At 61.4% G+C, this 26,975-nt stretch carries 23 protein-coding genes; 7 read left to right on the top strand and 16 right to left on the bottom strand.

Annotated elements, in window-relative coordinates; translation table 11 throughout:
* Positions 1-20: 20 nt before the first annotated feature.
* Genes HBO23_RS13165 through HBO23_RS13155 form a run of 3 tightly spaced genes read right to left on the bottom strand, consistent with a single transcriptional unit; the run spans position 21 to position 2,537 of the window.
* Positions 21-737: an ABC transporter ATP-binding protein gene (locus tag HBO23_RS13165; RefSeq protein WP_169985873.1), complete on the bottom strand. Its 717-nt coding sequence runs from the start codon at positions 735-737 to the stop codon at positions 21-23.
* The gene (locus tag HBO23_RS13160) at positions 734-1,561 is read right to left on the bottom strand and encodes an ABC transporter permease (protein WP_017135461.1); all 828 of its coding nucleotides are present in this window, start codon (positions 1,559-1,561) and stop codon (positions 734-736) included. Before HBO23_RS13160 ends, HBO23_RS13165 begins: the two co-directional genes overlap by 4 nt.
* Before the next feature lie 10 nt (positions 1,562-1,571).
* Entirely contained in the window at positions 1,572-2,537 is a 966-nt protein-coding gene (locus tag HBO23_RS13155; protein ID WP_170038388.1) for an aliphatic sulfonate ABC transporter substrate-binding protein, read from the bottom strand.
* 318 nt (positions 2,538-2,855) lie between these two features.
* On the opposite strand from HBO23_RS13155, the gene HBO23_RS13150 reads away from it, so the two are divergent.
* Positions 2,856-3,071, top strand: coding sequence for a TOBE domain-containing protein (locus HBO23_RS13150; protein ID WP_003173733.1), 216 nt, complete (start codon positions 2,856-2,858; stop codon positions 3,069-3,071).
* Between the two features lie 459 nt (positions 3,072-3,530).
* Here the strand turns inward: HBO23_RS13150 and HBO23_RS13145 are convergent, their stop codons facing one another.
* From HBO23_RS13145 to HBO23_RS13125, 5 genes are all read right to left on the bottom strand, one after another.
* Complete coding sequence (locus HBO23_RS13145; protein WP_170038386.1) at positions 3,531-6,881, bottom strand: hypothetical protein; 3,351 nt, start codon at positions 6,879-6,881, stop codon at positions 3,531-3,533.
* A 94-nt stretch (positions 6,882-6,975) separates the two neighbouring features.
* Positions 6,976-8,121 (bottom strand): PatB family C-S lyase, encoded by a 1,146-nt coding sequence (locus HBO23_RS13140; protein ID WP_169985881.1) that lies wholly within the window; start codon positions 8,119-8,121, stop codon positions 6,976-6,978.
* 59 nt (positions 8,122-8,180) lie between these two features.
* Positions 8,181-8,774: an NAD(P)H-dependent oxidoreductase gene (locus tag HBO23_RS13135; RefSeq protein ID WP_099549886.1), complete on the bottom strand. Its 594-nt coding sequence runs from the start codon at positions 8,772-8,774 to the stop codon at positions 8,181-8,183.
* Complete coding sequence (locus HBO23_RS13130) at positions 8,771-9,214, bottom strand: GNAT family N-acetyltransferase (protein WP_170038384.1); 444 nt, start codon at positions 9,212-9,214, stop codon at positions 8,771-8,773. Before HBO23_RS13130 ends, HBO23_RS13135 begins: the two co-directional genes overlap by 4 nt.
* Complete coding sequence (locus HBO23_RS13125; protein ID WP_170038382.1) at positions 9,207-9,680, bottom strand: carboxymuconolactone decarboxylase family protein; 474 nt, start codon at positions 9,678-9,680, stop codon at positions 9,207-9,209. Before HBO23_RS13125 ends, HBO23_RS13130 begins: the two co-directional genes overlap by 8 nt.
* Before the next feature lie 133 nt (positions 9,681-9,813).
* On the opposite strand from HBO23_RS13125, the gene HBO23_RS13120 reads away from it, so the two are divergent.
* Complete coding sequence (locus tag HBO23_RS13120; RefSeq protein ID WP_170038380.1) at positions 9,814-11,181, top strand: PLP-dependent aminotransferase family protein; 1,368 nt, start codon at positions 9,814-9,816, stop codon at positions 11,179-11,181.
* Positions 11,182-11,288: 107 nt separating this feature from the next.
* Here HBO23_RS13120 and HBO23_RS13115 read toward each other — a convergent pair whose 3' ends face one another.
* From HBO23_RS13115 to HBO23_RS13090, 6 genes are all read right to left on the bottom strand, one after another.
* Complete coding sequence (locus HBO23_RS13115) at positions 11,289-12,377, bottom strand: nucleoside hydrolase (RefSeq protein ID WP_170038378.1); 1,089 nt, start codon at positions 12,375-12,377, stop codon at positions 11,289-11,291.
* Positions 12,378-12,406: 29 nt separating this feature from the next.
* Entirely contained in the window at positions 12,407-13,717 is a 1,311-nt protein-coding gene (locus HBO23_RS13110) for an MFS transporter (RefSeq protein ID WP_017135470.1), read from the bottom strand.
* A 278-nt stretch (positions 13,718-13,995) separates the two neighbouring features.
* A complete protein-coding gene (locus HBO23_RS13105) occupies positions 13,996-14,628 on the bottom strand; it encodes an N-carbamoylsarcosine amidohydrolase (RefSeq protein WP_099549881.1) in 633 nt (210 codons plus the stop codon).
* Between the two features lie 171 nt (positions 14,629-14,799).
* Positions 14,800-15,552 (bottom strand): Asp/Glu racemase, encoded by a 753-nt coding sequence (locus tag HBO23_RS13100; protein WP_170038376.1) that lies wholly within the window; start codon positions 15,550-15,552, stop codon positions 14,800-14,802.
* 10 nt (positions 15,553-15,562) lie between these two features.
* A complete protein-coding gene (locus HBO23_RS13095; protein ID WP_170038374.1) occupies positions 15,563-16,363 on the bottom strand; it encodes an alpha/beta hydrolase in 801 nt (266 codons plus the stop codon).
* Positions 16,360-17,493, bottom strand: a complete 1,134-nt coding sequence (locus HBO23_RS13090; RefSeq protein ID WP_017135474.1) for an FAD-dependent monooxygenase — start codon at positions 17,491-17,493, stop codon at positions 16,360-16,362. The genes HBO23_RS13095 and HBO23_RS13090 overlap by 4 nt, the downstream gene beginning before the upstream one ends.
* A 307-nt stretch (positions 17,494-17,800) precedes the next feature.
* Between HBO23_RS13090 and HBO23_RS13085 the strand changes: the two genes are divergently transcribed.
* The 5 genes from HBO23_RS13085 (at position 17,801) to HBO23_RS13065 (ending at position 24,292) form a co-directional block, all read left to right on the top strand.
* Positions 17,801-18,853 carry a 2,5-dihydroxypyridine 5,6-dioxygenase gene (locus HBO23_RS13085; RefSeq protein WP_170038372.1) on the top strand — a complete coding sequence of 351 codons (1,053 nt, stop codon included), beginning with the start codon at positions 17,801-17,803 and terminating at the stop codon, positions 18,851-18,853.
* A 189-nt stretch (positions 18,854-19,042) separates the two neighbouring features.
* On the top strand, positions 19,043-19,477 hold the full coding sequence (locus tag HBO23_RS13080; protein ID WP_026013564.1) for a MarR family winged helix-turn-helix transcriptional regulator: 435 nt from the start codon (positions 19,043-19,045) through the stop codon (positions 19,475-19,477).
* A gap of 143 nt (positions 19,478-19,620) precedes the next feature.
* Positions 19,621-20,112 carry a (2Fe-2S)-binding protein gene (locus tag HBO23_RS13075; RefSeq protein ID WP_017135477.1) on the top strand — a complete coding sequence of 164 codons (492 nt, stop codon included), beginning with the start codon at positions 19,621-19,623 and terminating at the stop codon, positions 20,110-20,112.
* Positions 20,109-23,630, top strand: coding sequence for a molybdopterin cofactor-binding domain-containing protein (locus HBO23_RS13070; protein WP_170038370.1), 3,522 nt, complete (start codon positions 20,109-20,111; stop codon positions 23,628-23,630). The genes HBO23_RS13075 and HBO23_RS13070 overlap by 4 nt, the downstream gene beginning before the upstream one ends.
* A gap of 308 nt (positions 23,631-23,938) precedes the next feature.
* On the top strand, positions 23,939-24,292 hold the full coding sequence (locus HBO23_RS13065; RefSeq protein WP_170038368.1) for a hypothetical protein: 354 nt from the start codon (positions 23,939-23,941) through the stop codon (positions 24,290-24,292).
* A 145-nt stretch (positions 24,293-24,437) separates the two neighbouring features.
* Here the strand turns inward: HBO23_RS13065 and HBO23_RS13060 are convergent, their stop codons facing one another.
* Positions 24,438-25,142 carry a YoaK family protein gene (locus HBO23_RS13060; protein WP_099549874.1) on the bottom strand — a complete coding sequence of 235 codons (705 nt, stop codon included), beginning with the start codon at positions 25,140-25,142 and terminating at the stop codon, positions 24,438-24,440.
* Positions 25,143-25,211: 69 nt separating this feature from the next.
* The gene (locus tag HBO23_RS13055) at positions 25,212-26,846 is read right to left on the bottom strand and encodes an ABC-F family ATP-binding cassette domain-containing protein (RefSeq protein WP_170038366.1); all 1,635 of its coding nucleotides are present in this window, start codon (positions 26,844-26,846) and stop codon (positions 25,212-25,214) included.
* Between the last annotated feature and the right edge of the window lie 129 nt (positions 26,847-26,975).

Raw genomic sequence — 26,975 nt, 5'->3', positions numbered from 1 at the left:
GGCAACTCAATGCTCAGTGCCTAAATCACATGCGCGCGCTGCAACTCGGTCAATGACTGTGCCTTGAGCTGAGCCAGCGCCGGGTCACGCCGGTCCCTTGGGTGTGGCAGGTCGACTGCCAGTTCCCGGCGAATACTGCTCGGCCGGTTGTCCATCACCAGCACCCGGTCACTCAAGTACAGCGCCTCGTCGACATCGTGGGTCACCAGCAGCAAGGCAATCCCATGGTGCTCGGCCAGTTGCAGCAGCAAGTCCTGCAGTTTCATGCGGGTAAAGGCATCCACTGCGCTGAACGGCTCATCGAGCAATAACACCTGCGGGCGTGAATACAGCCCGCGTGCAATGGCCACGCGTTGCGCCATTCCGCCGGACAAGGCTTTGGGCAGCGCCTGGGCGAAGCCGGTGAGGCCGACTTCTGCGATCAACTGGGTAACCCAGGCCTTGTCATAGTGGTTGTCATCGCGCAAACCGATGTTCTGTTCCACCGTCAGCCAGGGCATCAGCCGTGGTTCCTGGAACACAAAGGCAACTTCGCCTTCGGGGCTGCGCAGTTCGCCCTGGAAGTCGGTCTCCAGGCCGGCGACGATGCGCAACAACGTGCTTTTGCCACAACCGCTGGGCCCGAGCAGGCTGACGGTTTCGCGCGGTTGCAGCGCCAACTGCACGTTGTTCAGCACCGTAATGCCGGCAAAGCTCTTGCGCGCCACGCGAAGCTCCAATAACGCTTGCATACTCATTGCTCCGCGCCTTCGCCTGTGAAGGTGTCGCGCCAGGCCAGGCAGCGTTTCTCCAAGGCTGCGAGCAGGCCATCGCTGAGCTTGCCCAGCAGTGCCAACACGGTAATGGCGGCCAGCACGATGTCTGGCCGTGAGGTTTCCCGACCATCGCTGAGCAAGTAACCGAGACCCTTGGTGGCCGCGATCAGTTCGGCCGCCACCAGGAACATCCACGCCAGGCTCAAGCCGCTGCGCAGCCCCGTGAACAGGCCGGGCAGGGCGGCGGGCAGCAGAATCCGGCGCACCAGGCGTGCTCGGCTGAAACCGTACATTTGCCCGACTTCCACCAGCTTGCGATCAATATCGCGAATCGCCGCGACACCGTTGAGGTACACCGGAAAGAACGCGCCAATCGCGATCAGCACGACCTTGGAGGTTTCATCGATACCCAGCCACAGCAGCAACAGCGGCACCCAGGCCAGGCTCGGAATCGAGCGCAGCCCGGCGAAGGTCGGCTCCAGATACGCTTCGGCTTCACGGCTCAACCCCACCCAGGCGGCAAACACCAGCGCCAGGCTGGCACCGATGGCAAACCCCGCCAGTACCCGCAGCAGGCTGGCGCTGATGTGTTTCCACAACGCGCCTTCGGCCAGGTCGGTGAGGGTCACTGCGATGTCGCTGGGGGCCGGCATCTGGTAGGACGGCAGCCAGCCGATGCGTACCACGCCCTCCAGTACCAGCAGGATCAGTACCGGCAGCACCAGGCCTTTGAGCCGTTTTGGCCAGGCGCTTCGGTTGATCACCACGGGTGCCGGCAGCGGCAGTGCTTGGCTTTTATCGGTCATCACGCCTCCCTTAAGGCTTGGGCAGGGTTTGGCCAAACGAAGTGTCGATCAACTGATCGATCACGGGGTCGACATCCACGCCACGACGGACTAATTCCTCGGACACCAGGATCGGCGCGGCGGCCTTGGATGACGCCACGTCCCTGGCGCTCAGCAGCGGGTTGCTCAAGTCGGTGCGCGACAATTGCAGCTTGGCCACTTCCAGCGGCAAGCCGGCTTCGTCTGCGAGCAATTTAGCGAATTCATCCGGGTGCTTCACGGCCCAATCACGCGCCTTCTCATAGGCCCCGAGGACCTTGGTGATGGTCTGCGGGTGCTGTTTGGCGTATTGCTCGGTGACGCTGATTACGCCGTAGCTGTTGAAGTCTTTATTGCGATACAGCAAGCGCGAACCGGCCTGGATTTCACTCGCGGCCATGTGTGGATCAAGGCCGGCCCAGGCGTCTACGTCGCCTTTCTCCAAGGCGGTGCGGCCGTCCGGATGCTGCAAATGCACCAACTCCACATCATCCTTTTTCAGCCCCGCCAGTTGCAGGCTGCGCAGGGTGAACAGGTACGGGTCGGTGCCTTTGGTGGCGGCGATTTTTTTGCCTTTGAGGTCTGTGACGGTTTTGAGCGGCGAGTCTTTGTGCACCACCAGCGCGGTCCATTCAGCCCGACTGTAGACGTACACCGATTTGATCGGGCTGCCATTGGCGCGGCTCAACACCGCCGACAAGCTGGCAGACGAGGCAAAGTCGACGCCGCCACTGTTGAGGTATTCCAGCGAGCGGTTGCTGCCCTGGCTCAGCACCCAGCCGACCTTGGTGTGGGGAAGCGCCTGTTCGAGCCAGCCAAAATGCTTGAGCACCAGGCTCACGGGCGAATAGTAGGCGTAATCGAGGTTGACCTGGGCGGGGTCGGTTTCGGCGGCAAAGGCCCGGGGTTGCAGGCACAGGGCGAGGGCGCAGGCACTCAATAAAGCAAAGGGTTTCATGGAACAGCTCCAGACAAGGCGTTGAGAGAAGGCTTTTCTTATATTCAGAAAATTTAAATGGCATGTTCCATCATGCTTTAAAGGAATATGCAGTCTCTGTGCCACCTTGTGCGCAGCGTCTTTAGGCGGGTTTCTATGGGGGCGGCTGTAGCGGGAGAGGGCAAAGTGTTGAACGGCTGTTGACAGGCGAACACCTCGTATATATCCGTGTCGTATAAATAAAGACTTATTTATTCCTTTTAATGTTCGTGCCGATAACGCATTTTGAGGGCCTGCGCATTCGTGCGGATTGACCCAACAGCCAAAAGGAAAGCCGACATGACCATTAAAGCGATCAACGTGCGCAACCAGTTCAAGGGCGTGATCAAGGAAATTTTGCTGGGGGAAGTGGTGTCCGAAATTGATGTGCAAACCGCGTCCGGCATCGTCACATCAGTGATCACCACCCGCTCGGTGCGTGACCTGGAATTGAAAGTGGGCAGTGAAGTGATTGCCTTTGTGAAGTCGACTGAAGTGTCGATTGCCAAGCTGTAAATGTGTTCGCAAGTGTAAGAGCTGGGGTGCCTGTGATGGGGGGGCTTTTGGCGGGGTACATATCTGTTGTTGCGGTAACGGCGGCTTATGGTTCCGCTCTTACAGCGGGTCACTTTTGCAAGGACCGGAATGCCGGCCCAGTCAAAAGTAACCAAAAGGTCCTCGCCCCAACACTCGGTGCCTCGCTATGGCTCGGCATGCCCGCAATCCGCCAGTGATTTGGGGGGGCGATTTCAGATCAAGATCAAAAGCACAGATCAAAAGACCGCTGACTTCGTCATCGAAAAGGATGTAAGGGCCACTGCAACAGCAAAGCCATACTCGGACTAATGTGGGAGCTGGCTTGTCGAATCGTCGCACCGCTGCGATGCCATCAACTCTGTGTACCTGACACACCGAGGTGTCTGCATCGCAGGCAAGCCAGCTCCCACATTGATGTGTAGGAACCTGCCCAATGCATCAGTTGATGCGCGGCCCACCTCCGCCCGGCGGGTGCGGCTGCGGTTTGTCCGGTGGCGCATCGCTGGGCAGGTTCTTTGGCGGTGTGTTTGGGTCTTCGTAGTGCTTGTGCAAATCCCCATCCAGCCGATTACTCGACGAGCCGCCTTTGCTCGGCGTCTCCTCAAAGTGCTGCCATTCCGATTGCTGGAAGCGAAAGATGCTGTCATCGGTCGGCGTGTCGCGGCCGTGATAGTGGTGGATTTCGTAGTGGGCGTACTCGACCTTTTCCGCCCAGTCGTTTTGCAATAAACCGTCGTTGGCCAAGTCGCGATACCAATCGTTTTCCGCGTTGGTGGCCTTCTGCTTTTTGTTGTGGTCGACAAAGTAGCCGATGATCCCGCCCACCACCGCCAGCACCACGCCGACCAGAAACAGCGGCCCGGTCAATGCCGCTGCGGTGCCTGCGCCAAACAGTGCCGCCGCCCCGAGGACCCCGGCCGAGGCACCGAACGCGCCCCCGGCTACTTGCAGGCCACCGGCGGCCTGAGCCAGCGGGTCTTTGCTGTCGACGCCGCTCTTGATCGCCAAGGCGCCGAGCACGATATCGGCAAACCCTCCGACGATGTCCGTGGCCGGGCCGAGCACCTTGATCACGGAACCGGCGATTTTCGCAGACTTGGACGCGCCCAACTTGGCCGCACCGGCGGCAGCCAGGCCGTCATCCAGGTGCGTGGCCAGGCCATCGGTGGCTTGCTTGACCGCCGTATCGCCTTCGCCAAACAACTTGCTGATGCCGTCGTACTGACTGTCAGGCACCGCATCCAGCGCCGCGGAGATTTCCTTGCTGACCTTGGCGTCGATCTCGCCGCCGGGGCCAAAATCCAGCATTTTGCCGGTCACGCCTTCCTTGCCCCAGATTTCCGGCAAGGTTTTGTCCAGGCCCAGGAAGTCCACCAGGCCGCCCTTGCCCAGGGTCTCGCCGATCTTGTCACCCAGGCGCACGAAGTGGCTGGAACCACCGGCAAAACTCAGGAAGTCCTTGGCGATGCTCATGCGCTGCGCCGGGGTTTCGCCGAGTTTGCCGCCTTTGCCCACCAGTTGGTAAATCGCCGAAAACAGCGTCACACCCGCGCCAAGGGAGCCCAGGATGCCTTTGCTGTTAAGGGTGTTGAACACCTCACCGAGCATGCCGCGATCCGCTACCGCAATATAGGGTTTGCTCAGGGCCTTTTTGACGTCGGCTTCGCTGATGGTGCCGCTGTTCTTGTAGACCTCGCCGAGTTCTTCCAGGGCCTTGGTGACACCGGCCGATTTCTCCTTGCCTTGCAGCCCCTCGTTGAGGAACTTCTCCAGGGTTTCCTGGGTGCGGCGCGGCAGGTCGAGCAGGTTGCCCTTGAGCACGCCCTTGAGCAGGCCGAACAAGTCTTTGGTCGCCAGCTCCTTGTTGTCGTCGGAGATTTTGCTCGGGTCCGAGAGGATCGCATTAAGGTCGGTGGTCAAGCCGTCGGCCTGGATATTTTGCGCGGCCTTGCTGGCGGCTTCGGGGTCGAACAGCGACAGCGAGGTGAGGGTGTCACTCAAGTCCTTTTGTGCGTCGCTGGCCTTGCCCTGGTTTTGCAGGTCTTTGAGGTACAGCACGTAGTCGGGGTTGGCGGTGAGATCGAGCAGCTTCTGCTTGACCTCATCCTTGTTGGGCAACTTGTTGAGCGCGTCGTCCATTTTCGACTTGTAGTCAGCCTGGATGGTCGGGTCGTTGAACAGCTCGCCGATCTGCTTTTGCACGGCCTTGCCGTCGATGATGTCGTGCATGTCGGCCGCGCTCAGCTCGGTTTGCTTGTCATCCGACTCGCGCCAAGTAGTGTTGAACGGGCGTTTGGCTTCTTCATAGCCGGTGATGCCATGGCCATTCTGGTACGCGGCCTGGGCTTCCAGGGCGCGCACCAGCTTGGCCCGTGGGTCATCCTTGGGAATCGAGCCGTCCTTGACGCCAGCGCGGTAGGTGTCGATCAGTTGGGTGGTGGCCAACTCACTGACGCTCATGGTCGGCGACTTGTCGTCCTTGGGGTCCGAATGCACGCCGGTGTCCATGTTCAACACATCCAGGTCATCAGCCTTGGGCAGGTTGTGCTTGGTGCGGGTGTCGTCGATGGAACTGGCGCTGAAGGCTTCCCATTTGGCCAGCACGTCATCATAGAGCTGTGGGCTCAGTTCCTTGGAGACGATGACCTTGCCTTCGCTGGTTTCATAGCGGATCAGGCCGTCGCCCAGTTCATCGGGAGAGCCGAAGGTGATGTCGGTGTTTTTCAGGAAGTCATTCGGCCCGGCCAGCTTATAGCCGGCGTCTTCACTGGTGTGGATCTTGGCCCAGGTGTCGTTGGCCGTGGCCACGCTTTTGAACAGCTCGGGGCTGACGTCGGCAGACACCACCACCTTGGTGCCGTCCTGCAATTCGTAGGTGAGGACGCTGTCTTTCTGGTCGTTGTTCCAGCTGAAGTTCTTGTAGTCGTTGAGCCCGGGCACGGGCGTGTTGGCGTCGGCCAGTGCTGCACCGTTGTTCAGTTCGCCTTCAATCACGGCTTTTTTGCCGGGGTCGGAGTACACCGTATTAAGGCCCGCCAGGTAGTCGAACAACTTGGGGTTGTCTTCACGGGCGACGACGACTTTTTCGCCGTTGCTTTCGTAGCGGATCAGCCCGGGACCCACTTCGTCAACCGGGCCTACCGCAGTGCCGCCGTAGGGTGGCCATACTTCGTTGTCGGTGGCGCGACGGTAACCGGCATCTTCACTGCTGGAGAGGCCGGAGAAACTTTCATAAGCTTCCTTGGCCTTTTGGAAAGCCTCGGGGTTGTCACGCTGGCTGATCACGAACTTGCTGCCGTCCTGGGTCTCGTAGCGGATCACGCCAGGGCCGGTTTCATCGGGCGGGCCGAGGGCTTTGTAATCGGCCAATGCACCCGGCGCAGTGCCTTCGGCGCCCAGGCTCTGATAACCGGCGTTCTGGCTGGCGACCACGCCAGAGAGCGACTTGAAGTCCTGGCTGACCTGCTTGAACAGCTCCGGGCTGTCGTGCTCGCTGACGATGATCTTCTTGCCGTCCTGGGTTTCATAACGAATCAGCCCAGGACCCACTTCATCGGGCGGGCCGATGGCCTTGTAGTCGGCCAGGGCAGCAGGCGGCGTGGCGTCTTTGGCCGCGAGTTCATAACCGTCTTTTTTGCTCGCATCGAGCCCCGATGGCGACTTGTCATGGGGTTCGACTTTTTTATGGGCGCTGTTCTTGAGCAGCACAGCAAATGCTTCGCCCGATGTTGATAGAGTGCGCGGAAGGCTTTTGGGCTCGGACGAGCGATCAAGCGGCTGGGTCGACATGCCATGGAACTCCTGCTGTTGCCGGTGGGACGGGTCGGCAAAAACAGTAACAGCAGGGGTTCGGCACTCGTTGCGAAACGTTGTGAAATGCGTTTTAGCGGTGACGCAGTGCACGTTCCATGCGCTGCAAACCCTCTTCGAGCATCGATCGTGGGCAACCGAAGTTCAGGCGCACGAATTGCTGGCTGTCATCGCCAAATTCGATGCCTGCGCTCAGGCCGACCCTGGCCTGCTCCAGGAAGAACTGCTGCGGGTCGGCAAGGCCCAGGGCGCTGCAATCCAGCCAGGCCAGGTAGGTGCCTTGTGGCGCGTGCATCACCACGCCGGGCAAACGGGTTTGCACGGCGTGCAGCAGGTAGTCGCGGTTGGCTTGCAGGTACTGCACCAGCGCATCCAGCCATTCGCTGCACTGGCTGTAGGCGGCGCGGGTGGCTTCCAGGCCCAACGGGCTGACGCTGTCGACCATGCCGCAACGGGCATTGTTAAAGCGCTCGCGCACCTCGGCATTTTGCACCACGGCAAAGCAAGTCTTCAGGCCGGCGACGTTATAGGCCTTGCTCGCCGACATCAGGGTGATGGTGCGTTGGGCGATCTCGGGGCTGAGGCTGGCGGTGGGAATATGGCGACGGCCGTCAAAGCACAGCTCGGCATGGATTTCGTCACTGATGATCAGTGCACCGTTCTCCACGCAGGCGTTGGCCACGGCCAACAGTTCTTCACGCGCAAAGACCTTGCCCACTGGGTTGTGCGGGTTGCTCAGCAGCAGCGCACCGGCGCCCTTCAGCGCCTGGCGCATGGCAGGCATGGGCGTCATGTACTCGCCGTTGATCAACTCGAACGGCACTTCGATACGCGGCAGGTTCCAGTGGCCCGGGGCCAGGCGAATCGGCCGGTAGTTGGGGGTTTGCAGCACCACGGGCTGGCCCGGCTGTACGAACGCATGCAGGGCCATATTGAAACCAGGCTCGACACCGGGCAGGAACAGCAACTCTTCAGGTTGTACGCGCCAGGCGTACTTGGCCCACAGGTCCGCGATGATGGCTTCGCGCACATCCGCGCCAGCCACGCTGTAGCCGAGCACCTGCTGGTCGAGGCGTGCGTGCAGGGCTTGCAGGACGGCGGGTGGCGCGGCGATATCCATGTCGGCGATCCACATCGGCAGAACGTCTTGCGGGTAACGGTTCCACTTGGTGCTGCCGGTGCCTTGGCGGGGGTGGATCGTGTCGAAATCAAAGCTCATGGGTGGCTCGTATCAGGGAGGCAGGTGCAGGAATGGCGCTGATTCTAGCGCCATTAATTTTATAGGCCAGTGCTGATTGCCGCCGATAGCTGCAGGTGTGCCTGTTCCACGGCCCGAGCGACCGCTTCTTCACCGCGCACCATGGCGCCCAGGTAGACGAAATCCACCGAGTGGATGCCCACCGTAGACAGGATGGTGGTCATGTAAGGCGTGAGAAAGTCTGGTTCATGCCCCTTGCGCGCATTGCCGCTGCTGACCAGCACGAAGGTGCGGCGGTCCTTGAGCAGGCCGACTTTTTCGAACTGCGCATTGATGGTAAAGCTGCGATGGATGCGCACCACATGGTCGATCCAGACCTTGAGCGCCGCCGGTACGGTGAAGTTGTGCACCGGCGTGCAGAGGATCAACAGGTCGCAGGCTTCCAGTTCGACGATCAGCTGTTCCGACAACGCCGTGGCGCTGCCACTCAAGCCGCCAGGCGTAGTGAGTGCATTCGCGTATTCACGGGTCAGCGGCGCCAGCGCCTGGCTGCCGTAGTCGCGTTCGATGACCTCCGCGCCAGGCACCAGGTCGTTGAGCAAGGCACGGGCCAGCTTGAAGGTCTGCGCGGCCTTGCCGTGGGGGCTGAAGCTAAGGAGCAGGGCGCGGGTCATTGGCTCAGGTCCTGGGAAAAGTGCATGCCTCGCGGCAGCAGGCCTTGGCGGAAATAGAAACGCTGGGCCAAGGCCATATGCAGGCCGGTGTCCAGCACCAGGTAACGATAACCGCGTGCGCGGGTTTCTTCGCGGACGCGGTCGAGCAACTGCTCGCCCAGGCGTCGGCGCTGCAAGATGGCGTCTACCACCAGGTCATCGACGTAGATGAACTTGCCGTACAGGGTGTTTTCCGTCAGGCGGTAGCCGGCCAGGCCAATGACTTTGCCGTGTTCGCGTGCGGCCAGCAGATGATAGCCGTTCTGGCGCTGGCGTTGAACCTGCGCGGCGAAACTGGCGGCGTCGGTCAGGTGCGGGCGCAGTTGCTGCATCACGGCGAAGCTTGCGAGGCAGTCGGTCTCGGTTTCCATCAGGGCGAACTCAATGGGTTCATTAGTCATCAAGGTTCTCCAGATGGGCCTTGATCGCCTCCGGTACTTTACGAAAACTGATGGCCACGCGGTTCAAGGCGTTCATCAAGGAAATGGCCAGGGTCAGGTCGGCGACTGCCTTCTCGTTGAACACCGCTGCCACGGCGGCGTAGTCGGCATCCGGCACGTGGGTTTGCGCCACCTGGGTGACCACTTCGGCCCAGGCCAGGGCGGCTTGTTCACGCACAGTGAACAACGGCAAGGCTTCACGCCAGGCGGCCAGCAGCATGATCTTTTCCAGGCTTGCGCCTTGCTTGAGCAGGCCGCGGGAATGGGAATCCAGGCAATAGGCGCAGCCGTTGAGCTGCGAAACCCGCAGGTACACCAGTTCAATCAGTTCTTTCTCCAGGCCACAGCCATGCACATAGCTGTGCACGGTGCCCAGGGCCTTGTAACCAGCAGGGGCGGCGTTGCCGTAATCGAGACGGTGTTTCATGGGTAATCCTTGGGTTGCGTTAAGAGATGCGCCATTTTCGGTGGTGGCCGGGTTGCTCGACAGGGGCATGATTGGACAAGTGGGTTGGGACATGATCAGACTCCACCTTGTCGTCCTGCCGAGCCCCCTTGTGATGTCGTCATTGCCCAAATATCAGGAAATCTACCGCCGCTTCCGGTTGGCCATCGACCAGGGCCAACTCGGCCCCGGTGATCGGGTGCCGTCGGTGCGCAGCCTGGCGCTGGAACTCAAGATCGCCCGCGGGACCGTGGAGGCGGCTTACCAGTTGCTGGTCAGTGAGGGTTTTTTTGAGGCGCGTGGGCAGGCGGGCACCGTGATTGCGCGGACATTGCCGCAGGTGGCGATGAAGCCCCAGCCCGTCGCACCACCGCCGACATCGGCGCCGCCAGCCTTGCAAATGGGCCAGCCGGCGCTGGATGCCTTCCCGCGCAAGCTATGGGCACGGCTGGTCACCCAGCAAGTGCGCCGCACCGACGTCGACAGCCTGGCCATGGGCGATGTGCGCGGCGCCCAGGCGTTGCGCGTGGCGATTGCCAGCTATCTCGCGTTGTACCGAGGCGTGGAGTGTACGCCCCAGCAGGTATTTATCTGTTCGGGGTATGCCGGCTCCCTGACGCTGTTGTGCGATGCACTGCAAATGGCCGGGCAACGTTGCTGGTACGAAGACCCGGGCTATGTGCATGCGCGGCAGTTGTTGAGGCATCAAGGGGTTGAGCTGGTGCCGGTACCGGTCGACCGTGAAGGGCTGGATGTTGAGCAGGGCATCCAGCGTGATCGGCAAGCACGGCTGGCGATTGTGACGCCGGCCCACCAGAGCCCGCTGGGTGTGGCGTTGAGCCTGACGCGCCGCCAGGCCTTGCTGGCCTGGGCGCAGAAGCAGGGCAGTTGGGTGCTGGAGGATGATTACGACAGTGAGTTTCGCTACCAGGGCCAGCCATTGGCGGCGCTCAAGAGCCAGGATGTGCACGACCGGGTGATCCATGCCGGGAGCTTCAGCAAAATGCTGTTTCCGGGCTTGCGCCTGGGCTATCTGGTGGTGCCGGCAGCCTTGGTGGAGGTGTTTGGGCGCAGCGCCGAGGCCTTGCAGCAGCGCGGTGCGCAGTTGTTGCAACTGACCGCGGCGGATTTTCTCGAGCAGGGCCATTTCACCCGGCACTTGAAAAAGATGCGTCAGTTGTATGCGCTGCGAAGGGGCTTTTTGGTCGCCGCGTTACAGGCCCATTGCGCGGATTTTTTACGCGTGGATGAACAGGCCGGGGGGATTAACCTGTTGGCGCGGTTGCGGGTGCCTGTTCCGGATCAGGTAGTTGCCATGGCAGCCAATGAGGCGGGGTTGGCGGTTAACGCATTGTCAGCGTGGACCCTTGAGCCGGGAGGTGGGCAGGGGTTGTTGATGGGCTTTACCAATGTGGCGACGGCGGAACAGGCTAATGAGCTGGGATTGAGGCTGTTGCAGATACTGCGGGCATGTCACCCGTAAAGTGTGGGAGCCGGCTTTTTTGGGGGCGCTTCGCACCCCAGCGCAAGCAAGCTTGCTCGCCACGGCAAGCCCGCCCACACATTTAGATCGTGTTCAGCTTTAAATCGTCAGGGTTTTACGGGTGTTGGCAAGGTTACAAGGTTGACGTAGCCATCCCAGAATTTTTGCTGGTCGACACCAAACACCACCTTGGCTTTTTGCGTGCCCACCGGCGCGCCTTTTTTGTAGCCCAGCGCCCGGCCGTAGTCGGCGCCAAACGTGGCGTCCACATCCACCCACAGGTCGCCAGACTCAGTGACAATCTCCGGGCTCACCAGAAACAGCGCCGGCAAGCTGTCCCAGGTAAAGCTGTGGTAGCTCGGGTCTTTGTCGAACAGCGGCCCGAACTCGTGCTTGTAGAGATCGGCAATCGCACCTTTGTGGGCTATCACGCGCTGGTACACCGACTTGTCGAAGGTGACTTTCTCACACACATCGTTGGGGAAAATCACGTGTTCGATGGGTGAGCGCAACACAATCTTCGCGGCCTCCGGGTCGAACCACCAGTTGAATTCCGCCGCCGGCGTGGTGTTGCCCGGAATCTCCAGGGCACCGCCCATGTACACGATGCGCTTGATCAGCGGCACGATATCCGGCGCCGAGCGAATCGCCAGGGCGATGTTGGTCAGCGGGCCGACGGCCAGAATGGTCACCTGGTGCGGGTTGGCCCGCACGCTTTGCACAATGAACTGCGCGGCGGTTTCACTGCGCAGCTGGGTGTGGGTGGCCAGGCCATCCGGTGGCGCGACCAGCTGCGCGGGTGAAGTCGGGCGCGGGTGTTTGAACGCGCCCGGCCAGCCCGAACCAAACAGGGCTTTTTCTGCCTCGTAGGTGGCGTAGTCATGCAGCAACGGGTAGGCGGCGCCGGAGTAGACGCCGACCTGTTTTTCCACGCCCATGCGCTCTACGGCCTTGAGGGCGTCGACCTGTTCCTGGTCGACCCAGGCATTGCCGCTGACCAGGGTCATGCCCAGCAGGTCGATGCGTTTTTGCGCGTGCAACTGCGCGAGCATGATAAAGGCCTGGCCGTCATCATTGAGCACGTTGAAGTCGGTGTCGAAGATGACTTTTTCAGGCGCGGTTTGCGCTGCCTGTGCCGTGCCGGCACACAGGCCGACGGCGACAAGCAACGCGCAGCTTTTAAGAAAACCTTGCATGGTGATTCATCCGCAAAAAATTGTTGTTATTAACGGTTCACCAGTTTCGCCGGCAAGGCGATGACCAGGAAGCTGCTGAGGATCAGGCAGCCGGCGAAAAACCACAACGCACCCGCACTGCTGCCGGTGACGTCGATGGCAACTCCCATCAACGAGTTGCTCACTAAGCCTGCGATATTCGCCACCGAACAGGCCAGGGCAAAGCCGGTCGCCGCTGCGGTGCCTTTGAGGAAGGTTGCCGGCAGGCTGAAAAACACCGGCACGGCGCCGATGATCGCGGCTGAGGCAATGGCGAACAGCAACACGGTGGCGACCACGCTGTGGGTAAAGAACGTGCTGGTGGCCATGGCCGCCGCACCGATGAAGAACGGCACGATGATGTGCCAGCGGCGTTCGCGGTGTTTGTCGGAGCTGGCGCCGATCAGCAGCATGCCCAGCAGCGCCGCAACGCTGGGCAATGCAGTCAGCACGCCGATATGGAAGGTGTCGGTCACCCCGGCATTGCGGATGAAGGTCGGCATCCAGAACCCCATGGCATAGGCGCTGAGCAGGATCGAGAAGTCTATACCGCCGAGCATCCACACTTTGAGGTTGAAGAAGCCGTCACGGAAGCTGTGCTTGCTGCCGGTGGCGCCGGCTTCGTCCTTGCGCAGTTCGCTTTCCAGCAGGGCCTTTTCTTCGTCCGACAGCCATTTGGCCTGTTGGAAGGTGTTGGGCAGCGCCCAGAAAGTCAGCACGCCGAGCAATACGCTGGGCACCGCTTCGATCAGGAACAACCACTGCCAGCCACGCAGGCCGCCCATGTTGTCGAAGTGGCCCATGATCCAGCCCGACAGCGGGCCGCCGATGACGCTCGACAGCGGCAGGCCGATCATGAACAGCGCGATGATGCGCCCGCGTCGGTGCGTCGGGAACCAAGTGGTCAGGTAATACAAAACCCCCGGCAAAAAGCCGGCTTCGGCGGCGCCGAGCAGAAAGCGCAGGATGTAGAACTGGGTGGTGGAGGTGACCAGCATGGTGCAGGCCGAGAGCAGGCCCCAGGTGATCATGATGCGCGCGATCCAGATCTTCGCGCCCACTCGTTCAAGTACCAGGTTGCTGGGCACCTCAAAGATGATATAGCCGACGAAAAACAAGCCGGCACCGAGGCCGAACGCGGTTTCGCTGAAGTGTAACTGGTCGAGCATCTGCAACTTGGCGAAGCCGATGTTGATGCGGTCCAGGTAGGCGGCCAGGTAGCAGAAACACAGGAACGGAATCAGCTTCCAGGTGATCTTGTGGTAGAGCGTGGTAACGGGGTCGGCGACCGTGGTCGCGGGCGCTGCATTCGCAATGGGCATTGGGGTGTCTCCTGGCGGTGACTTATGGTTTTTATACAGCCGCTTTTTTCCAGCACTTCGGAGTGCTGTAAAAGCGACATCCAAAGGCAGTGTCAGAAGACTGAAAGCTGCACCGGCTTTTTAATGTGGGAGCTGGCTTGCCTGCGATAGCGGTGGATCAGCAACAATTATGCTGCATGACACTCCGTCATCGCAGGCAAGCCAGCTCCCACCGTTGGGCGGGGGCGGCTCACAGTTTTGTGCAAGACCGCGCTCTATGGCGCAGTTCTTCGTAACCTTTATTGCTCCCTGAACTTGCTCATCGCCTCCTGCTTGCTCACTACATCGCCATACTTGCTGTCGATGTCGAACAGGTTGGCTGCATGGGGCGCCGGGTGTCGGTCGCCGACGCATTCGCGCACGACAATGGTGCGAAACCCATGCTGCACCGCATCCACGGCCGTGGCGCGGATGCAGCCGCTGGTGGAACAGCCGGCCAGCACCACAGTGTCGATGCCCTGGGCGTGCAGCATCGGGGCCAGGCTGCTGCCGAAGAAGGCGCTGGCGTACTGTTTGGTGATCACCACTTCATCCGCCTGGGGCAATACCTCGGTACAGAACGCCGCGAGCGGGTTGCCCTCGACCATGTCCTTCATCACCGGGGCTTTCTTGACCCAGATACCGCCATCGGCGAAATGGCCGGGATGGTAGCGGATATTGGTGTGCACCACCGTAATTGCGTGCCGGCGAGCGGTGGCCAGCAATTCGACACTTTCAGCTACGGCCACCACCACTTCAGGGGCATACAGCGGCGCGCCTTCGGTGGTGTAGCCCTGCATGAAGTCAATCATGAGCAGCGCAGATTTTTTGCCGAAGCCGATGCGATTGCCCCAGACGCCCTGGTAGTTGGCGTCGGCGGATTGGTTGTTCATCTTCTCAACCCCTCATTTTTGTGTGGCGAGCGAGCTTATGTGGCGAGCGAGCTTGCTCGCGCTGGGCTGCGAAGCGGCCCCAAAAAAGCGGGAGCGCTGCGCACTCCAGCGCGAGCAAGCTCGCTCGCCACAACAAGCTCATTCGCCACATAAGCTCATTCACCACGAGTGTCAGTAAGCGCCGGACAGCAAGGCACCGGCACCGGGCACGATAGGCTCCAGGTCCAACGCCTTGAGCATCGCGTAGGTGGTGGCGATGGCGGCGGTGAGCACCGGTTTGCCGGTTTGCGCTTCAACCTTGGCCACCACCGGCAGCGACTGCATCTGCACGCAGGCAGAGAGCACGATCACGTCCACCCCTTCCAGGTTCATGCCGGCGACGATGCCCGGCAGGTTGGCCGGGTCGTGGCGCGCCACTTCGAGGTTGTCGGGGATTTCCAGGGCGCGCCAGTCCACCACGTCAAAGCCTTCTTCGCGGATGTAGTTCACCACCAGCTCGGTCAGTGGCTTCATGTACGGCGCGACGATGGCGATGCGCTTGGCACCCATCACTTTCAAGCCTTCGATCAAGGCGCCGGCGCTGGTGATCACCGGCGCGTTGGCGTCGTTATCGGCGGTGGCTTGACGCAGGCGCTGTTCGGAGTTGCGGTGATAACCCAGACCCATGGCCATGATCGCCACCAGGCACGCATAGCCCAGCACGTCGACCTTGGCGTCGGACAGCTCGATGGCGCAGCGGTCGGACTCGCCGTCCATGGCCGCCAGTTCTTCCTTGCGCACCTGCTTCATGCGCATGCGGCTGGAGTGAAAGGTAAAGCGTTCGGGGCGGATCGCCTGGCGCGCGTTAAGCATCGCCGGGATCTCGGTTTCCATGGTGGTGTTCGAACTCGGCACGATCTGGCCGATACGGTAAGGCTTGAGCATGGTGGTTCCCTTATTGTTGTGTGAGGAAGCCGTCGAGGGCGGCAAAAAAGCCTTCAAGGTCATCCCACGGAATCATGTGCCCGGCGTTCGGTACACGGGCGACCTGGATAGCGGGCTGCAGGTCCTGGATTTCGGCGATGTCTTCATCCAGGATCACGCCGCCGCGCCCGGCCACCATCAACAGGGCAGGGGCCTTGAGCTTGGGCAGGTGCTGGTGGAAGTCGACCGTGTGGAAGTCATTGAAAGCACGCACGATGGCGGGCTCATAACAGGTGTGCAGCCATTCGGCGCGCAGCTGCAGTTGCTCGACGGTCCAGGTGGCGCAGAAGGCGCGCATAGCGTCAGCGTCCATGCCGACCCGCGATTGGCGGATCGAGTCGACGTACCATGGCAACTTGCTCGGGTATTCACGGCGGCCAGGCCCGGACACTGGCGGGTCGATCAGCACCACGCGGTTGACGCCCTGTGGATGCTTGGCTGCACTGTGCACGGCAAATCGCGCGCCCATGGAGTGGCCGACCAGGTGGTAGCTATCCAGCTCAAGCGCATCGGCAAACGCGCCAATGTCCTCGGCGCAGGTGTCTGCGCTGTAGTCCAATTGCGTCCCTGTGGACGACAAGCCGCGCCCGCGCACATCCAGCACGTAAGTGTCGAACCGGGTGCCAAGACGCTCAGCCACAAAACCCCAGGTAATCGCCGGGCTGGTGATGCCCGGGATCAAAATCAGCGCCGGGCCTTTGCCGCCGTAGCGCAGGTAGTGCTGGCGAATACCATTGGCTTGCACATTGGCGCCATACAGGAAGGTACTCACGCGGCCACCCCCGATTTCAGTTCCTGGGCGTACAGGTCATAACCGTACACCCAGGCCGGGTCTTCCTGGGTGCGCAGCCAGGTGTTGGCGTTGGACACCGCTTGTACGCGGGACGCACGTTCCTTGCGGTTGGCTTCGTAGAGCTGGAACGCCGTGCGGTAGTCGCTGATACCGGTTTCCTGCAAGCAGCGGGTGAGCATGGCCGCGTCTTCGATGGCCATGCCGGCACCCTGGGCCATATGCGGTTTCATCGGGTGGCAGGCGTCACCCAGCAACACCAGGCGGCCACGGCTCCACAGCGGCAACGGGTTACGGTTGCGCAGCGGCCATTTGGTCACGCTTTCGGTGGACTCGATCAGCGCCTGCACGGTGGGGTGGTAGCCTTTGAAGGCGTCAAACATCTCTTCGCGGCTGCTGTCGACAAACGCGCCCTGGAAGTCCCATTCGGCATGGGGCACGCCGGTCACGTAGTAGTACTCGTCACGCTTGCCGGTGGTGTAGTAGACCATCATGTGGCGGTCCTCGGTCCACCACTTGATGCAGTCTTCGAACTTCAAGTCGTACTTGGCCAACTGGTCGCCACGGATCAGCGCACGGTGCGCGACCCAGCCGCTGTACAGCGGTTTTTCCACGCCGAGCAGCTCTTCACGGATCCTGGAGTTGATGCCATCGGCGCCGATCACGATATCGGCGTAGGTCACTTCGCCGTCGGCAAAGGTCAGGCGCACTTGGGTATCGGTTTCTTCGAGGTTTTCCAGGCGCTTGTTGAAGTGCAGGGTGCCAGGTTTGAGGGTCGACATCTGCAATGCATGCAAGTCGCCACGGTGCACGGTGATGTAGGAAGCGCCGTAGCCGGTGAGTGGAATACGCGAGAGGTAGTCACCGCTTTCGCCGCAACGGCTGAACCAGTGCTCGGGGTGCGAGCCCATCAGGTCCAGCTGTTTTTCGATGCCCATGCGGCGGAAGATTTTCATGATGTTAGGCCCCATGTGGATGCCTGCACCCAAGCGGGAAAACTCCGGCGCCTGTTCATAGATATCGACATCGAAACCGGCTTGCTGCAGCAGTGTGGCCGCCGCCGCGCCGCCCAGGCCGGCACCGACGATGGCGATTTTTTGTGTGCTTCCCATGGGGCGTGAACCTCTCTCTTTTTGATTTTTGGCGGCATCTGTCCGCAAGGTTTTTAAAGTGTATACGCTCATTTTTTGAAATGGGAAGCCTACGTTCATAATTTTATTTTTTGGCCGTATTTATCCTGTGTAACGGGTTTTTGCCTTTATCTGTAGTGTTTGTGTGGTTTGGTAACGTTTTGGTGTGCTACTTGCAGTTCGTCTTTAATTCGGGTCTTATCGTTATTAATTGGCGTACACACTATAAAAATGCACTAGGGTGAAGCGCGGTGCTTGAACTTGGTGCAGCCCCACAGGAGACAGGAAAATGCCGGTAAGCGATTGCGAACTGACCCAGATGTTTGAACACGTGTTGAAACTGTCGAAGGTCGACCCGACCCAGAGCGTCGCCGTGCTCAAGAGCCATTACTCGGACCCGCGTACCGTGCGTGCTGCGATGGACGCGGCGCAGCGCCTGGGGGCCAAGGTGTATGCGGTGGAACTGCCGTCGTTCAACCATCCCAAAGCGATGGGCAACGACATGACCGCCTACTGCGGCGACACCGCACTCACCGGCAATATCGCTGCCCAGCGCGCGTTGGAGGCCGCCGACCTGATCGTCGACACCATGATGCTGCTGCACTCGCCGGAGCAGGAGCAGATCCTCAAGACCGGCACGCGTATCCTGCTGGCGGTGGAACCGCCGGAAGTGCTGGCGCGCATGCTGCCCACCGAAGCCGACAAGGTGCGTGTGCTGGCGGCCGAGCAGTTGCTGAAGAAGGCGCGCTCGATCCACGTCAAATCCCGCGCAGGCAGTGATTTCCGTGCAGCGCTGGGCCAATACCCGTCGGTCACCGAGTACGGTTTTGCCGACGAGCCTGGGCGCTGGGACCACTGGCCGAGTGGTTTCCTGTTCTCCTGGCCCAACGAAGAAACCGCCGAGGGCGTGCTGGTGCTGGATATCGGTGACATCCTGCTGCCGTTCAAGACCTACACCCGCGAGAAGATCACCCTGGAGATCGAGAAGGGCTTTATCACCAAGATCCACGGCGGTTTCGAGGCCGAGTACCTGCGCGATTACATGAAGTATTTCAATGACCCGGAGGTGTATGGCATCTCTCATATCGGCTGGGGCTTGCAGCCAAAGGCGCAGTGGACGGCCATGGGCTTGCACGACAAAAACGATGGCATGTGCATGGATGCGCGGGCGTTCTACGGCAACTTCCTGTTCTCCACCGGGCCGAATACCGAAGTGGGCGGCACGCGCAAGACGCCATGCCATATGGATATTCCGCTGCGTAATTGTGATGTGTACCTGGATGATGAGGCGGTGGTGATCGGCGGCGATGTCGTTGCACCGCAAGCGTCCCTGGCACGCTGAGTTTTCAAGTGTGGGAGCTGGCTTGCCTGCGATAACGGTCTGGCAGGCACATCACGGCTAGCTGATCCGGCGCTATCGCAGGCAAGCCAGCTCCCACAGTTTGAGCGTGCTCCTTTAGTTTGAGGCTTGAGTCCGTTCACTATCCCCGCCATCATGCCGACCATCGCTAATCACCCACCGAGCCACGCCGTGCCTGATTCCTACGTTTTCTCTGAACAAGTTGGCCACCTGCTGCGCAAGGCCTACCAGCGCCACCTGGCGATTTTTCAGCAGAATGTCGGCGACTCACAACTCACCGCCGTGCAGTTCGTCACCCTGTGTGCGCTGCGCGATCACGGTGCAAGTTCCCTCACCGAACTGGTCAAGGCCACGGCCGTCGACCAGGCGACCATTCGCGGTATCGTCGAGCGGCTCAAGGCCAAGGCGCTGATTACCCTGGAACCAGATCCCCAGGACAAGCGCAAGGTGGTGGTTGACCTGTCGCCAGCCGGCGCCGAACTGGTCGCGCAAACCGCGCCGCGTGCCGCGCAGATCAGCGAGCTGACCATGAGCAACCTCAACCCCGCCGAGCGCGTGGCGGTGCTGTTTCTGCTGCGCAAGATGATCGACGACCCGCAGGAATAAACCGGCGCTGGCATCGTTTTTGCTCTGAGTTCATGTAGTAGTCACTTCACGTGCCAAGTGTGTCGCGAGGCCCCAACTCCGCGGCGCTTTTTTTTGGCTGTTTCGTGTAGTGATTGCTTCATCAACTGATACAGGCGAAGCGAATGATCAGCCCACCCATCACTGTTGCCCTCAAGGTCAACGGCCACATCCGCGAAGTCAGTGCGATGGCGGATACGCCGCTGCTGCTGGTGTTGCGCAATGACTTGCAGCTTAACGGCCCCAAGTACGGCTGCGGCCTGGGCGAGTGCGGTGCGTGCACCGTGATCATCGATGGTGTGGCGGCGCGCTCGTGCGTGTTTCCGCTGGCGGGTGCAACCGGGCGCGAGATTGTCACCCTTGAAGGGCTCGGCACACGCCAGGCGCCGCACCCCGTGCAGCAAGCCTTTATCGAGGAGCAGGCGGCACAATGCGGTTATTGCCTCAACGGCATGATCATGACTGCCAAGGCGTTGCTCGACCGCAACCCCAACCCCAGCGAAGCCCAGGTGCGCAATGAGTTGTCGGGCAACCTGTGCCGCTGCGGCACCCATATCGAAATCCTGCGCGCCGTACTGCGTGCTGCGCACCTCTTGAGCGTGGAAGGCCGACCATGACTGATATTTCCCGTGACCAATGGCTGGCCAAGTCGGGCGTCTTATTGATTGTCGATGATGTACTGCCACCTTCAGGCCCGGTGGCCAAGGGCGGCACACCGACCGTGAAACCCAAGGAACTGGGGTTGTTCATTGCGGTAAACGATGACGGCCTGGTGTATGCCTTTAACGGCCATGTGGACCTGGGCACCGGCATTCGCACGTCGCTGGCGCAGATTGTGGCCGAAGAGCTGGACCTGAGCATGGAGCAGGTCAACATGGTTCTGGGCGATACCGAGCGTGCGCCCAACCAGGGTGCAACCATCGCCAGCGCGACCTTGCAGATTTCGGCGATCCCGCTGCGTAACGCGGCCGCCGAAGCCCGGCGCTTTTTGCTCGCGCGCGCAGCGGGACGCTGGGGCGTGAGCACGGGCAGCCTCAAGGTTGAAGCCGGGGTTGTCCACGCTGCCGACGGGCGCACCACGACCTACGCAGAGTTGGTCAGCGGCCAGCATGACCAGTTGCGCATCAGCGGTGACGCGCCGTTAAAACCTGTTGAGGACTACCGCCTGGTCGGCAAGGGCGCCGCGCGCGTGGATATTCCCGGCAAGGCCACCGGCGAGTTGACCTATGTGCACGACATGCGCGTGCCGGACATGCTCCATGGCCGCGTGGTACGCCCGCCGTATGCGGGGCTCGACTGCGGTGAGTTTGTCGGCAACAGCCTGCTGAGTGTGGATGAGGCGTCCATCGCGCATATCCCCGGCATTGTCGCGGTGGTGGTGATTCGCGATTTTGTCGGTGTAGTGGCGATGCGCGAAGAACAGGCGATCAAGGCCGCCCACGAACTCCAGGTGCACTGGAAACCGTGGAACAACGCCTTGCCGGACATGAGCGATGTCGAGCAGGCCATCCGCGACAACCCACGGGTACGCCGCACGGTGCTCGATCAGGGCAACGTCGACGAAGCCTTGGCGGGCGCCAGCCAGCGCATGCCGCGCAGCTATTTGTGGCCGTACCAGATGCATGGTTCGATCGGGCCTTCGTGCGGCGTGGCGGACTATCAAGCAACCGGCAGCCGCGTGTGGTCGGGCAGCCAGAACCCGCACCTGCTGCGCGCAGACCTTGCGTGGTTGCTGGAATGCGACGAAGCGCTGATCGACGTGATCCGCATGGAAGCCGCCGGCTGTTACGGGCGCAACTGTGCGGACGATGTGTGCGCCGATGCCTTGCTGCTGTCGCGCGCGGTGGGCAAGCCGGTGCGCGTGCAACTGACCCGCGAACAGGAACACCTGTGGGAACCCAAGGGCACCGCGCAGTTGATGGATGTTGACGGCGGGCTCAATGCCGACGGCAGCATTGCCGCCTATGACTTTGAAACCAGCTACCCGTCCAACGGCGCGCCGACCCTGGCGCTGTTGCTGACTGGCCGGGTGGAGCCGGTGGCGGCGATGTTCGAGATGGGCGACCGCACCTCGATCCCGCCCTATGCCATCGACGATATGCGCGTGACTATCAACGACATGGCACCCATCGTGCGCGCCTCGTGGATGCGCGGCGTATCGGCGCTGCCCAACACCTTTGCGCATGAATCCTATATCGACGAACTCGCGTTTGCCGCGGGCGTCGACCCGGTGGAATACCGCCTGCGTTACCTCAAGGACGAGCGCGCCATCGAGCTGGTCAAATCCACCGCCGAACGTGCCAACTGGTCACCGCGCACGGCGCCGATGCAAACCGCCAACGAAGACCACCTGTTACGCGGTCGCGGTTTTGCCTATGCGCGCTATATCCACAGCAAGTTCCCCGGTTTCGGCGCGGCGTGGGCGGCGTGGGTGGCGGACGTGGCGATCGACAAACACACCGGCGATGTGTCGGTGACGCGGGTGGTGATCGGCCATGACTCGGGGATGATGATCAACCCGGCGGGCGTGCAGCATCAGATCCACGGCAATGTGATCCAGTCCACCAGCCGTGTGCTCAAGGAGCGGGTGACCTTTGAGGAGTCGACGGTGGCGAGCAAGGAGTGGGGCGGCTACCCGATCCTGACCTTCCCCGAAGTGCCCAGGATCGACGTGCTGATGATGCCGCGCCAGGACCAGCCGCCCATGGGCGCCGGTGAGTCGGCTTCGGTGCCGAGTGCGGCGGCGATTGCCAATGCGATCTATGACGCCACCGGCATTCGTTTTCGCGAGCTGCCGATAACGCCCGAACGGGTATTGGCGGCGCTGAATGCAGGCAGCCTTGGCGAGCCTGCCAAGTCGCCGGAAAAACGCAGAAAGTGGTGGTTCGGTGCACTGTTTGCCACCTTGGGCGCAGCGCTGGCCACCGCTTGGCCGTTTCACCCTGAAATCGCACCGATTGCGCCGCCCGGCGCGGGCACCTGGTCCAAGGCCACCCTGGAACGCGGGCGCTTGCTGGCGGCTGTCGGCGATTGCGCGGTGTGCCATACCGCGCCGGGTGGCGCGACCAATGCCGGCGGCCTGGCGATGCAAACGCCGTTCGGCACGCTGTACAGCAGCAATATCACCCCAGACGTAAAAACCGGCATCGGCGCCTGGTCCTACCCGGCATTCGAGCGGGCGATGCGTGACGGCATTGGCCGCGATGGACGCAACCTGTACCCGGCATTTCCCTACACGGCGTTTCGCAATATCAATGATGCCGACCTGCAGGCGTTGTATGCCTACCTGATGTCCCAGGCGCCGGTGAGCCAGGCGCCGACGCCGAATGCCATGCGCTTTCCGTTCAATATCCGACCATTGATGGCCGGCTGGAATGCACTGAACCTGCGGCAGGGTGAAATCACCCCGCAGCCTGAGCGCAGCGAGCAATGGAATCGCGGCAATTACTTGGTCAATGGCCTCGGGCACTGCGCCGCGTGCCACTCGCCGCGCAACCTGATGGGCGCGCAGAAGGGCGGCAAATCCTTTCTGGCCGGGGGCATGGTCGATGGCTGGGAGGCGCCCGCGTTGACGGGCTTGTCCAAGGCACCGACGCCGTGGACCGAGGACCAGTTGTTCAACTACCTGAGCACTGGCTATTCCGATGCCCATGGCGTGGCGGCGGGCCCGATGGGGCCGGTGGTGAGTGAGTTGTCAAAGCTGCCCAAGGCCGATATTCGTGCGATGGCGGTGTACCTGGCGTCACTTAATGGCGAGGCCAATGCCGAGGCGCAAACGGTGGCGACGGCGCCGCTGCCCAACCCCAATGGCCGACGTGTATTCGAAGGCTCATGCAAAGCCTGTCATGCCGATGGCCTGGGGCCGAAGCTGTTCGGGGTGAGCCCGTCATTGGCGAGCAATACCAATGTGTTCAGCGACCAGCCGGATAATTTGATCAAGGTGATTTTGCAAGGCATCAGCAGCCCGGCGACCCAGGACTTGGGGTATATGCCGGGCTTCAAGGACAGCCTGTCGAATGGCCAGGTGGCGGATCTGGTCGACTACCTGCGCGGGCAATTTGCGCCGAATGCGCCGGCGTGGAAAGGCCTGGAACAAAAGGTAGCGCACTTGCGCGCTAACCCCGGCACGCACTGACAGAACGCGGTTAAAACTGTGGGAGCTGGCTCTGCTGTTGCTCTGGCCCTTGCATTCTTTTCGCCGGCGAAGTCAGCGGTCTCTTGATCTGCGTTTTTGATCTTGATCTGAAATCGTCCCCCCAAATCACTAAAAATAACCAGGCAAAAAAAAGCCCGCGGGAGAGCGGGCAGAAGGGATACTTCTTAAAAATGAGCCTGCCGACTATAGGTGCCAGGCGCCCCTTTTACAGTGAAACAAAATTCATGCACGCATCAGACAATCACCGGAGAGTGGTAGAGTCGCATTTTTTTCAAGGAAGCGATGGCATGCGAAAGCTGGTAATTGGCGCATTGACAGTGGCCGCACTGTCTGGCTGTGCGGGCTCGAAGATGAAGGACGCGCGCAGCGGCCAGCCCTACAAGACCCTTGCGTCGGACAAGGCCACATTGGTGGTTGCCCAATGCATCCAGTTCGGCTGGCAGGACGAGGCCGTGTTCGGCGTGGATGCCGGTGGCTTCAAAGAGCCGCTCGAAACAGGCGGTTTTACCGTCTACACCACGGGCGGTGACTACTTTGCCGATGTGCGCGTAGCCGGTGGCGGCTCCAGCGTCAAATACTATGCCGCCCAGGACACGATGCCGGCCAAGCGGCGGTTGGCCGCACTGGTCACCTGTCTGTAGGCTGTCTCCTTAGCATTTTTCGGAAATGCCCGGCGGGACAGCCGCCGGACATTGGCCTATTATTCCTCCCGCTCGCTCGACGCGATGGCTCTTTACCAGTACACGGACGTCGAGGCCTGATCGTCGAGCGGGCCTCGTTTCCTTCCTATCGCGGCATGTAGCCCAAGTGCCAGCGCCGGGGAATCTTCAGTGACACCAGCCCCAGCACGGCGGCCAATGCGCCACTCACCAGCAGCGCCTTGAGCCCGAGCTGGTGCTCCAGCACCGCGCCGATCACGGCGCCCACGAACATGCCGACCCACGGCACCAGTTGCACCCGCCAACCGTTACGCCGCTCCCCCAGTATCCAGCGCCCCAACCCGCGACCAAAACGTGAGAGCGCGCCGGTCACATAGGTCAGGCCCACCGGCAACCCGTTGACCTCTTCCACGGCCGCATTGAGCATGCCCATGGCCAGGATCGCCGCCAGCAGCGCCGGCAACGTATCGTCGAAGGGCCACAGCGCCGCGCCGCACAACAAGGCGGCGATGCACAGCAGCAAAGGCAGCGCATGCCGGCGGCTGAAGCGGCTGACCACCACCCCCAAGGCGTTGCCCAGCACAAATACCGCCACCAGCAACAGCAGGCGCCCGGTCAGGCCCAGGTCACCGGCGCTGATTGCCACCGCCAGGCGCGTGGTGTTGCCGCTCATGAATGAAACAAAATCCCCGCTGGCCATAAAGCCAATCGCATCGGTCATGCCCGCCAGCACCGACAGGCTGGCCACCAGCATCAAGCCGACCCGCCCGCGCCAGCGTTGGCGATGGGCAAGCGCTGCATTGGCATAAAGCCTTTGGGACGAAGGCAACATAGGACCGGGCTCCGCGGTGAGATTATTCGGCCACTACCGTAGGACGCTTTGGCGGTGCATGCAATGACCTCAGACACTTTCCAGTCGCCAGCCGGTGTGCTGCCAGATCAAGTGGTGGGTCGGCCGGATCGCGTTAATGAACGCCTCGTCATGGGACACCGCAACAATGGCCCCGCTAAACCCGCGCAGCGCCTGCTCAAAGGCCAGTACCGATTCCAGGTCCAGATGGTTGGTGGGCTCGTCCAGCAATAGCAGTTGCGCCGGGGCATCGCGCCACAAGGCGATCGCCATGGCGGCTTTCAAGCGTTCGCCACCGCTCAGTTGGCCGGTGGGCTGGGTGACGCGCAGGGCGTCCAGCTGCAACAAGGCCAGGCGCGTGCGCAGCTCGGCTTCGGCCAGGGGCGTGTCGAGCAGGTTGAGTTGTTCGACGATGGAGCGCTCATCCATCAGCAGCGCCAGGTGCTGATCGATATACGCGGCGGGTATCGACACCGTGCAGGCGCCGCTGACCGCTTGCCATTGGCCGGCCAGCAGCTTGAGCAGCGTGGACTTGCCGCAACCGTTTGGCCCACGCACGGCCACGCGTACCGGGCCGTTCAAGTTGAGCGTCAGGTAAGTGGCTGGCTGGTGTGGGTCGAGCCACGGCAGTTGGGCATTTTCCAGGGTGAGTACGTGGCGGCCGTTGGGCAAGGCCGAGCCGGGCAGGGCGAGCAACGTGGGGGTTTCATCGACGACACGCGCATAGGCTTGGCGCACCTGCCCATCCAGCTCATTTTTATAGGCGTGGTGAGCGCTGCGCACCGTGCTGACGATTTCCGTGGCGGCGCCTTTCCAGCGGGCTTTGGTAAAGCGATCAACGTTGGCGGTTTCGGCATGCTTGCGTGAGCGTGCGGCATTGCGTTGCAGGCTGTCGTGATCCTTTTGCAGGCGCTTGCGCTCGCGGCTGCGTTGCAGGCGAGCATGCTCAAGTGCCATGGCGGCAGCGTGTTGTTCGGTATCGCGCTGCTGGCGATAGGCAGCGTAATTGCCGCCATACACACGCATGCCAAGGGGCGACAGTTCGACGATACGCGCCAGGGTATTGAGCAGCTGTCGATCATGGCTGACCACCACCAAGCCGCCGCGCCAGTTGCTCAAAACCCGCAGCAGCCACTCGCGCCCATGGCTGTCGAGGTGGTTGGTGGGCTCATCCAGTACCAGCAGATCCGGCGCGGCCAATAGCGCACCGATTACGACAACCCTGGCCAGTTGGCCGCCACTCAGTTGAGTGGCTGGGGCTTCAAAACCGAGTACGTGTAAACCCGCGTCATCAAGTGCGGCACGCAAGCGTTCGGCAAGGTCCCAGCGATCGTCAATCAGCTCAAGGTCACCGGCCCAGGCCTCGCCTCGGGCCATGCGCTCAAGCGCGGCCAATGCCTGGGCAGTACCGGTGATCTGCGCAAGGCTTGCTCCCGGTTGCAGCGTCAGGCTCTGTGCGACGTAGGCTACGCGGGCCTTGCCATCGAGCGTACCGCAAGAGGGCGCAAGTACGCCGGCCAGCAAGCGCGCCAGGATACTTTTGCCGCGACCATTACGGCCGACAATCCCGGTGGGTGTGTAATCAATGGACAGGGTGAGGTCGTCCAGCAAGGTTTCGCCATTGGCGAACTGGAACGACACGTGTTGCAGGGAAACCAATACGGGCAGGCGTTTGACGTCAGTCATCAGCACCTCCAAAAAAATGTCGAACAGGCCAACAAGCGCGCCAGGCGGCTCGTTGCAAATACATTTTGGAAGGCTTAGTTGTTCACGTCGGCGCTCATCCCGTGAGTCAGAAGGGACCCGCAGGCTAAC

The organism is Pseudomonas sp. WS 5532, assembly GCF_012985445.1.
GTDB classification, from domain to species: Bacteria; Pseudomonadota; Gammaproteobacteria; order Pseudomonadales; family Pseudomonadaceae; genus Aquipseudomonas; species Aquipseudomonas edaphica.
The sequence above is the reverse complement of the archived record's forward strand: the minus strand, read 5'-3'. Positions and strand labels throughout refer to the sequence as shown.

Excerpts from the sequence above, each read along its gene's own strand:
- HBO23_RS13135 (WP_099549886.1), bottom strand. The coding sequence starts at position 8,774 with ATGACCCGCGCCCTGCTCCTTAGCTTCAGCCCCCACGGCAAGGCCGCG.
- HBO23_RS13150 (WP_003173733.1), top strand. The coding sequence starts at position 2,856 with ATGACCATTAAAGCGATCAACGTGCGCAACCAGTTCAAGGGCGTGATC.
- HBO23_RS13105 (WP_099549881.1), bottom strand. The coding sequence starts at position 14,628 with ATGAACAACCAATCCGCCGACGCCAACTACCAGGGCGTCTGGGGCAAT.
- HBO23_RS13090 (WP_017135474.1), bottom strand. The coding sequence starts at position 17,493 with ATGGGAAGCACACAAAAAATCGCCATCGTCGGTGCCGGCCTGGGCGGC.
- HBO23_RS13165 (WP_169985873.1), bottom strand. The coding sequence starts at position 737 with ATGAGTATGCAAGCGTTATTGGAGCTTCGCGTGGCGCGCAAGAGCTTT.
- HBO23_RS13055 (WP_170038366.1), bottom strand. The coding sequence starts at position 26,846 with ATGACTGACGTCAAACGCCTGCCCGTATTGGTTTCCCTGCAACACGTG.
- HBO23_RS13120 (WP_170038380.1), top strand. The coding sequence starts at position 9,814 with ATGTCGTCATTGCCCAAATATCAGGAAATCTACCGCCGCTTCCGGTTG.
- HBO23_RS13145 (WP_170038386.1), bottom strand. The coding sequence starts at position 6,881 with ATGTCGACCCAGCCGCTTGATCGCTCGTCCGAGCCCAAAAGCCTTCCG.
- HBO23_RS13085 (WP_170038372.1), top strand. The coding sequence starts at position 17,801 with ATGCCGGTAAGCGATTGCGAACTGACCCAGATGTTTGAACACGTGTTG.
- HBO23_RS13160 (WP_017135461.1), bottom strand. The coding sequence starts at position 1,561 with ATGACCGATAAAAGCCAAGCACTGCCGCTGCCGGCACCCGTGGTGATC.
- HBO23_RS13070 (WP_170038370.1), top strand. The coding sequence starts at position 20,109 with ATGACTGATATTTCCCGTGACCAATGGCTGGCCAAGTCGGGCGTCTTA.
- HBO23_RS13130 (WP_170038384.1), bottom strand. The coding sequence starts at position 9,214 with ATGACTAATGAACCCATTGAGTTCGCCCTGATGGAAACCGAGACCGAC.
- HBO23_RS13115 (WP_170038378.1), bottom strand. The coding sequence starts at position 12,377 with ATGCAAGGTTTTCTTAAAAGCTGCGCGTTGCTTGTCGCCGTCGGCCTG.
- HBO23_RS13060 (WP_099549874.1), bottom strand. The coding sequence starts at position 25,142 with ATGTTGCCTTCGTCCCAAAGGCTTTATGCCAATGCAGCGCTTGCCCAT.
- HBO23_RS13110 (WP_017135470.1), bottom strand. The coding sequence starts at position 13,717 with ATGCCCATTGCGAATGCAGCGCCCGCGACCACGGTCGCCGACCCCGTT.
- HBO23_RS13140 (WP_169985881.1), bottom strand. The coding sequence starts at position 8,121 with ATGAGCTTTGATTTCGACACGATCCACCCCCGCCAAGGCACCGGCAGC.
- HBO23_RS13075 (WP_017135477.1), top strand. The coding sequence starts at position 19,621 with ATGATCAGCCCACCCATCACTGTTGCCCTCAAGGTCAACGGCCACATC.
- HBO23_RS13100 (WP_170038376.1), bottom strand. The coding sequence starts at position 15,552 with ATGCTCAAGCCTTACCGTATCGGCCAGATCGTGCCGAGTTCGAACACC.
- HBO23_RS13125 (WP_170038382.1), bottom strand. The coding sequence starts at position 9,680 with ATGAAACACCGTCTCGATTACGGCAACGCCGCCCCTGCTGGTTACAAG.
- HBO23_RS13065 (WP_170038368.1), top strand. The coding sequence starts at position 23,939 with ATGCGAAAGCTGGTAATTGGCGCATTGACAGTGGCCGCACTGTCTGGC.
- HBO23_RS13155 (WP_170038388.1), bottom strand. The coding sequence starts at position 2,537 with ATGAAACCCTTTGCTTTATTGAGTGCCTGCGCCCTCGCCCTGTGCCTG.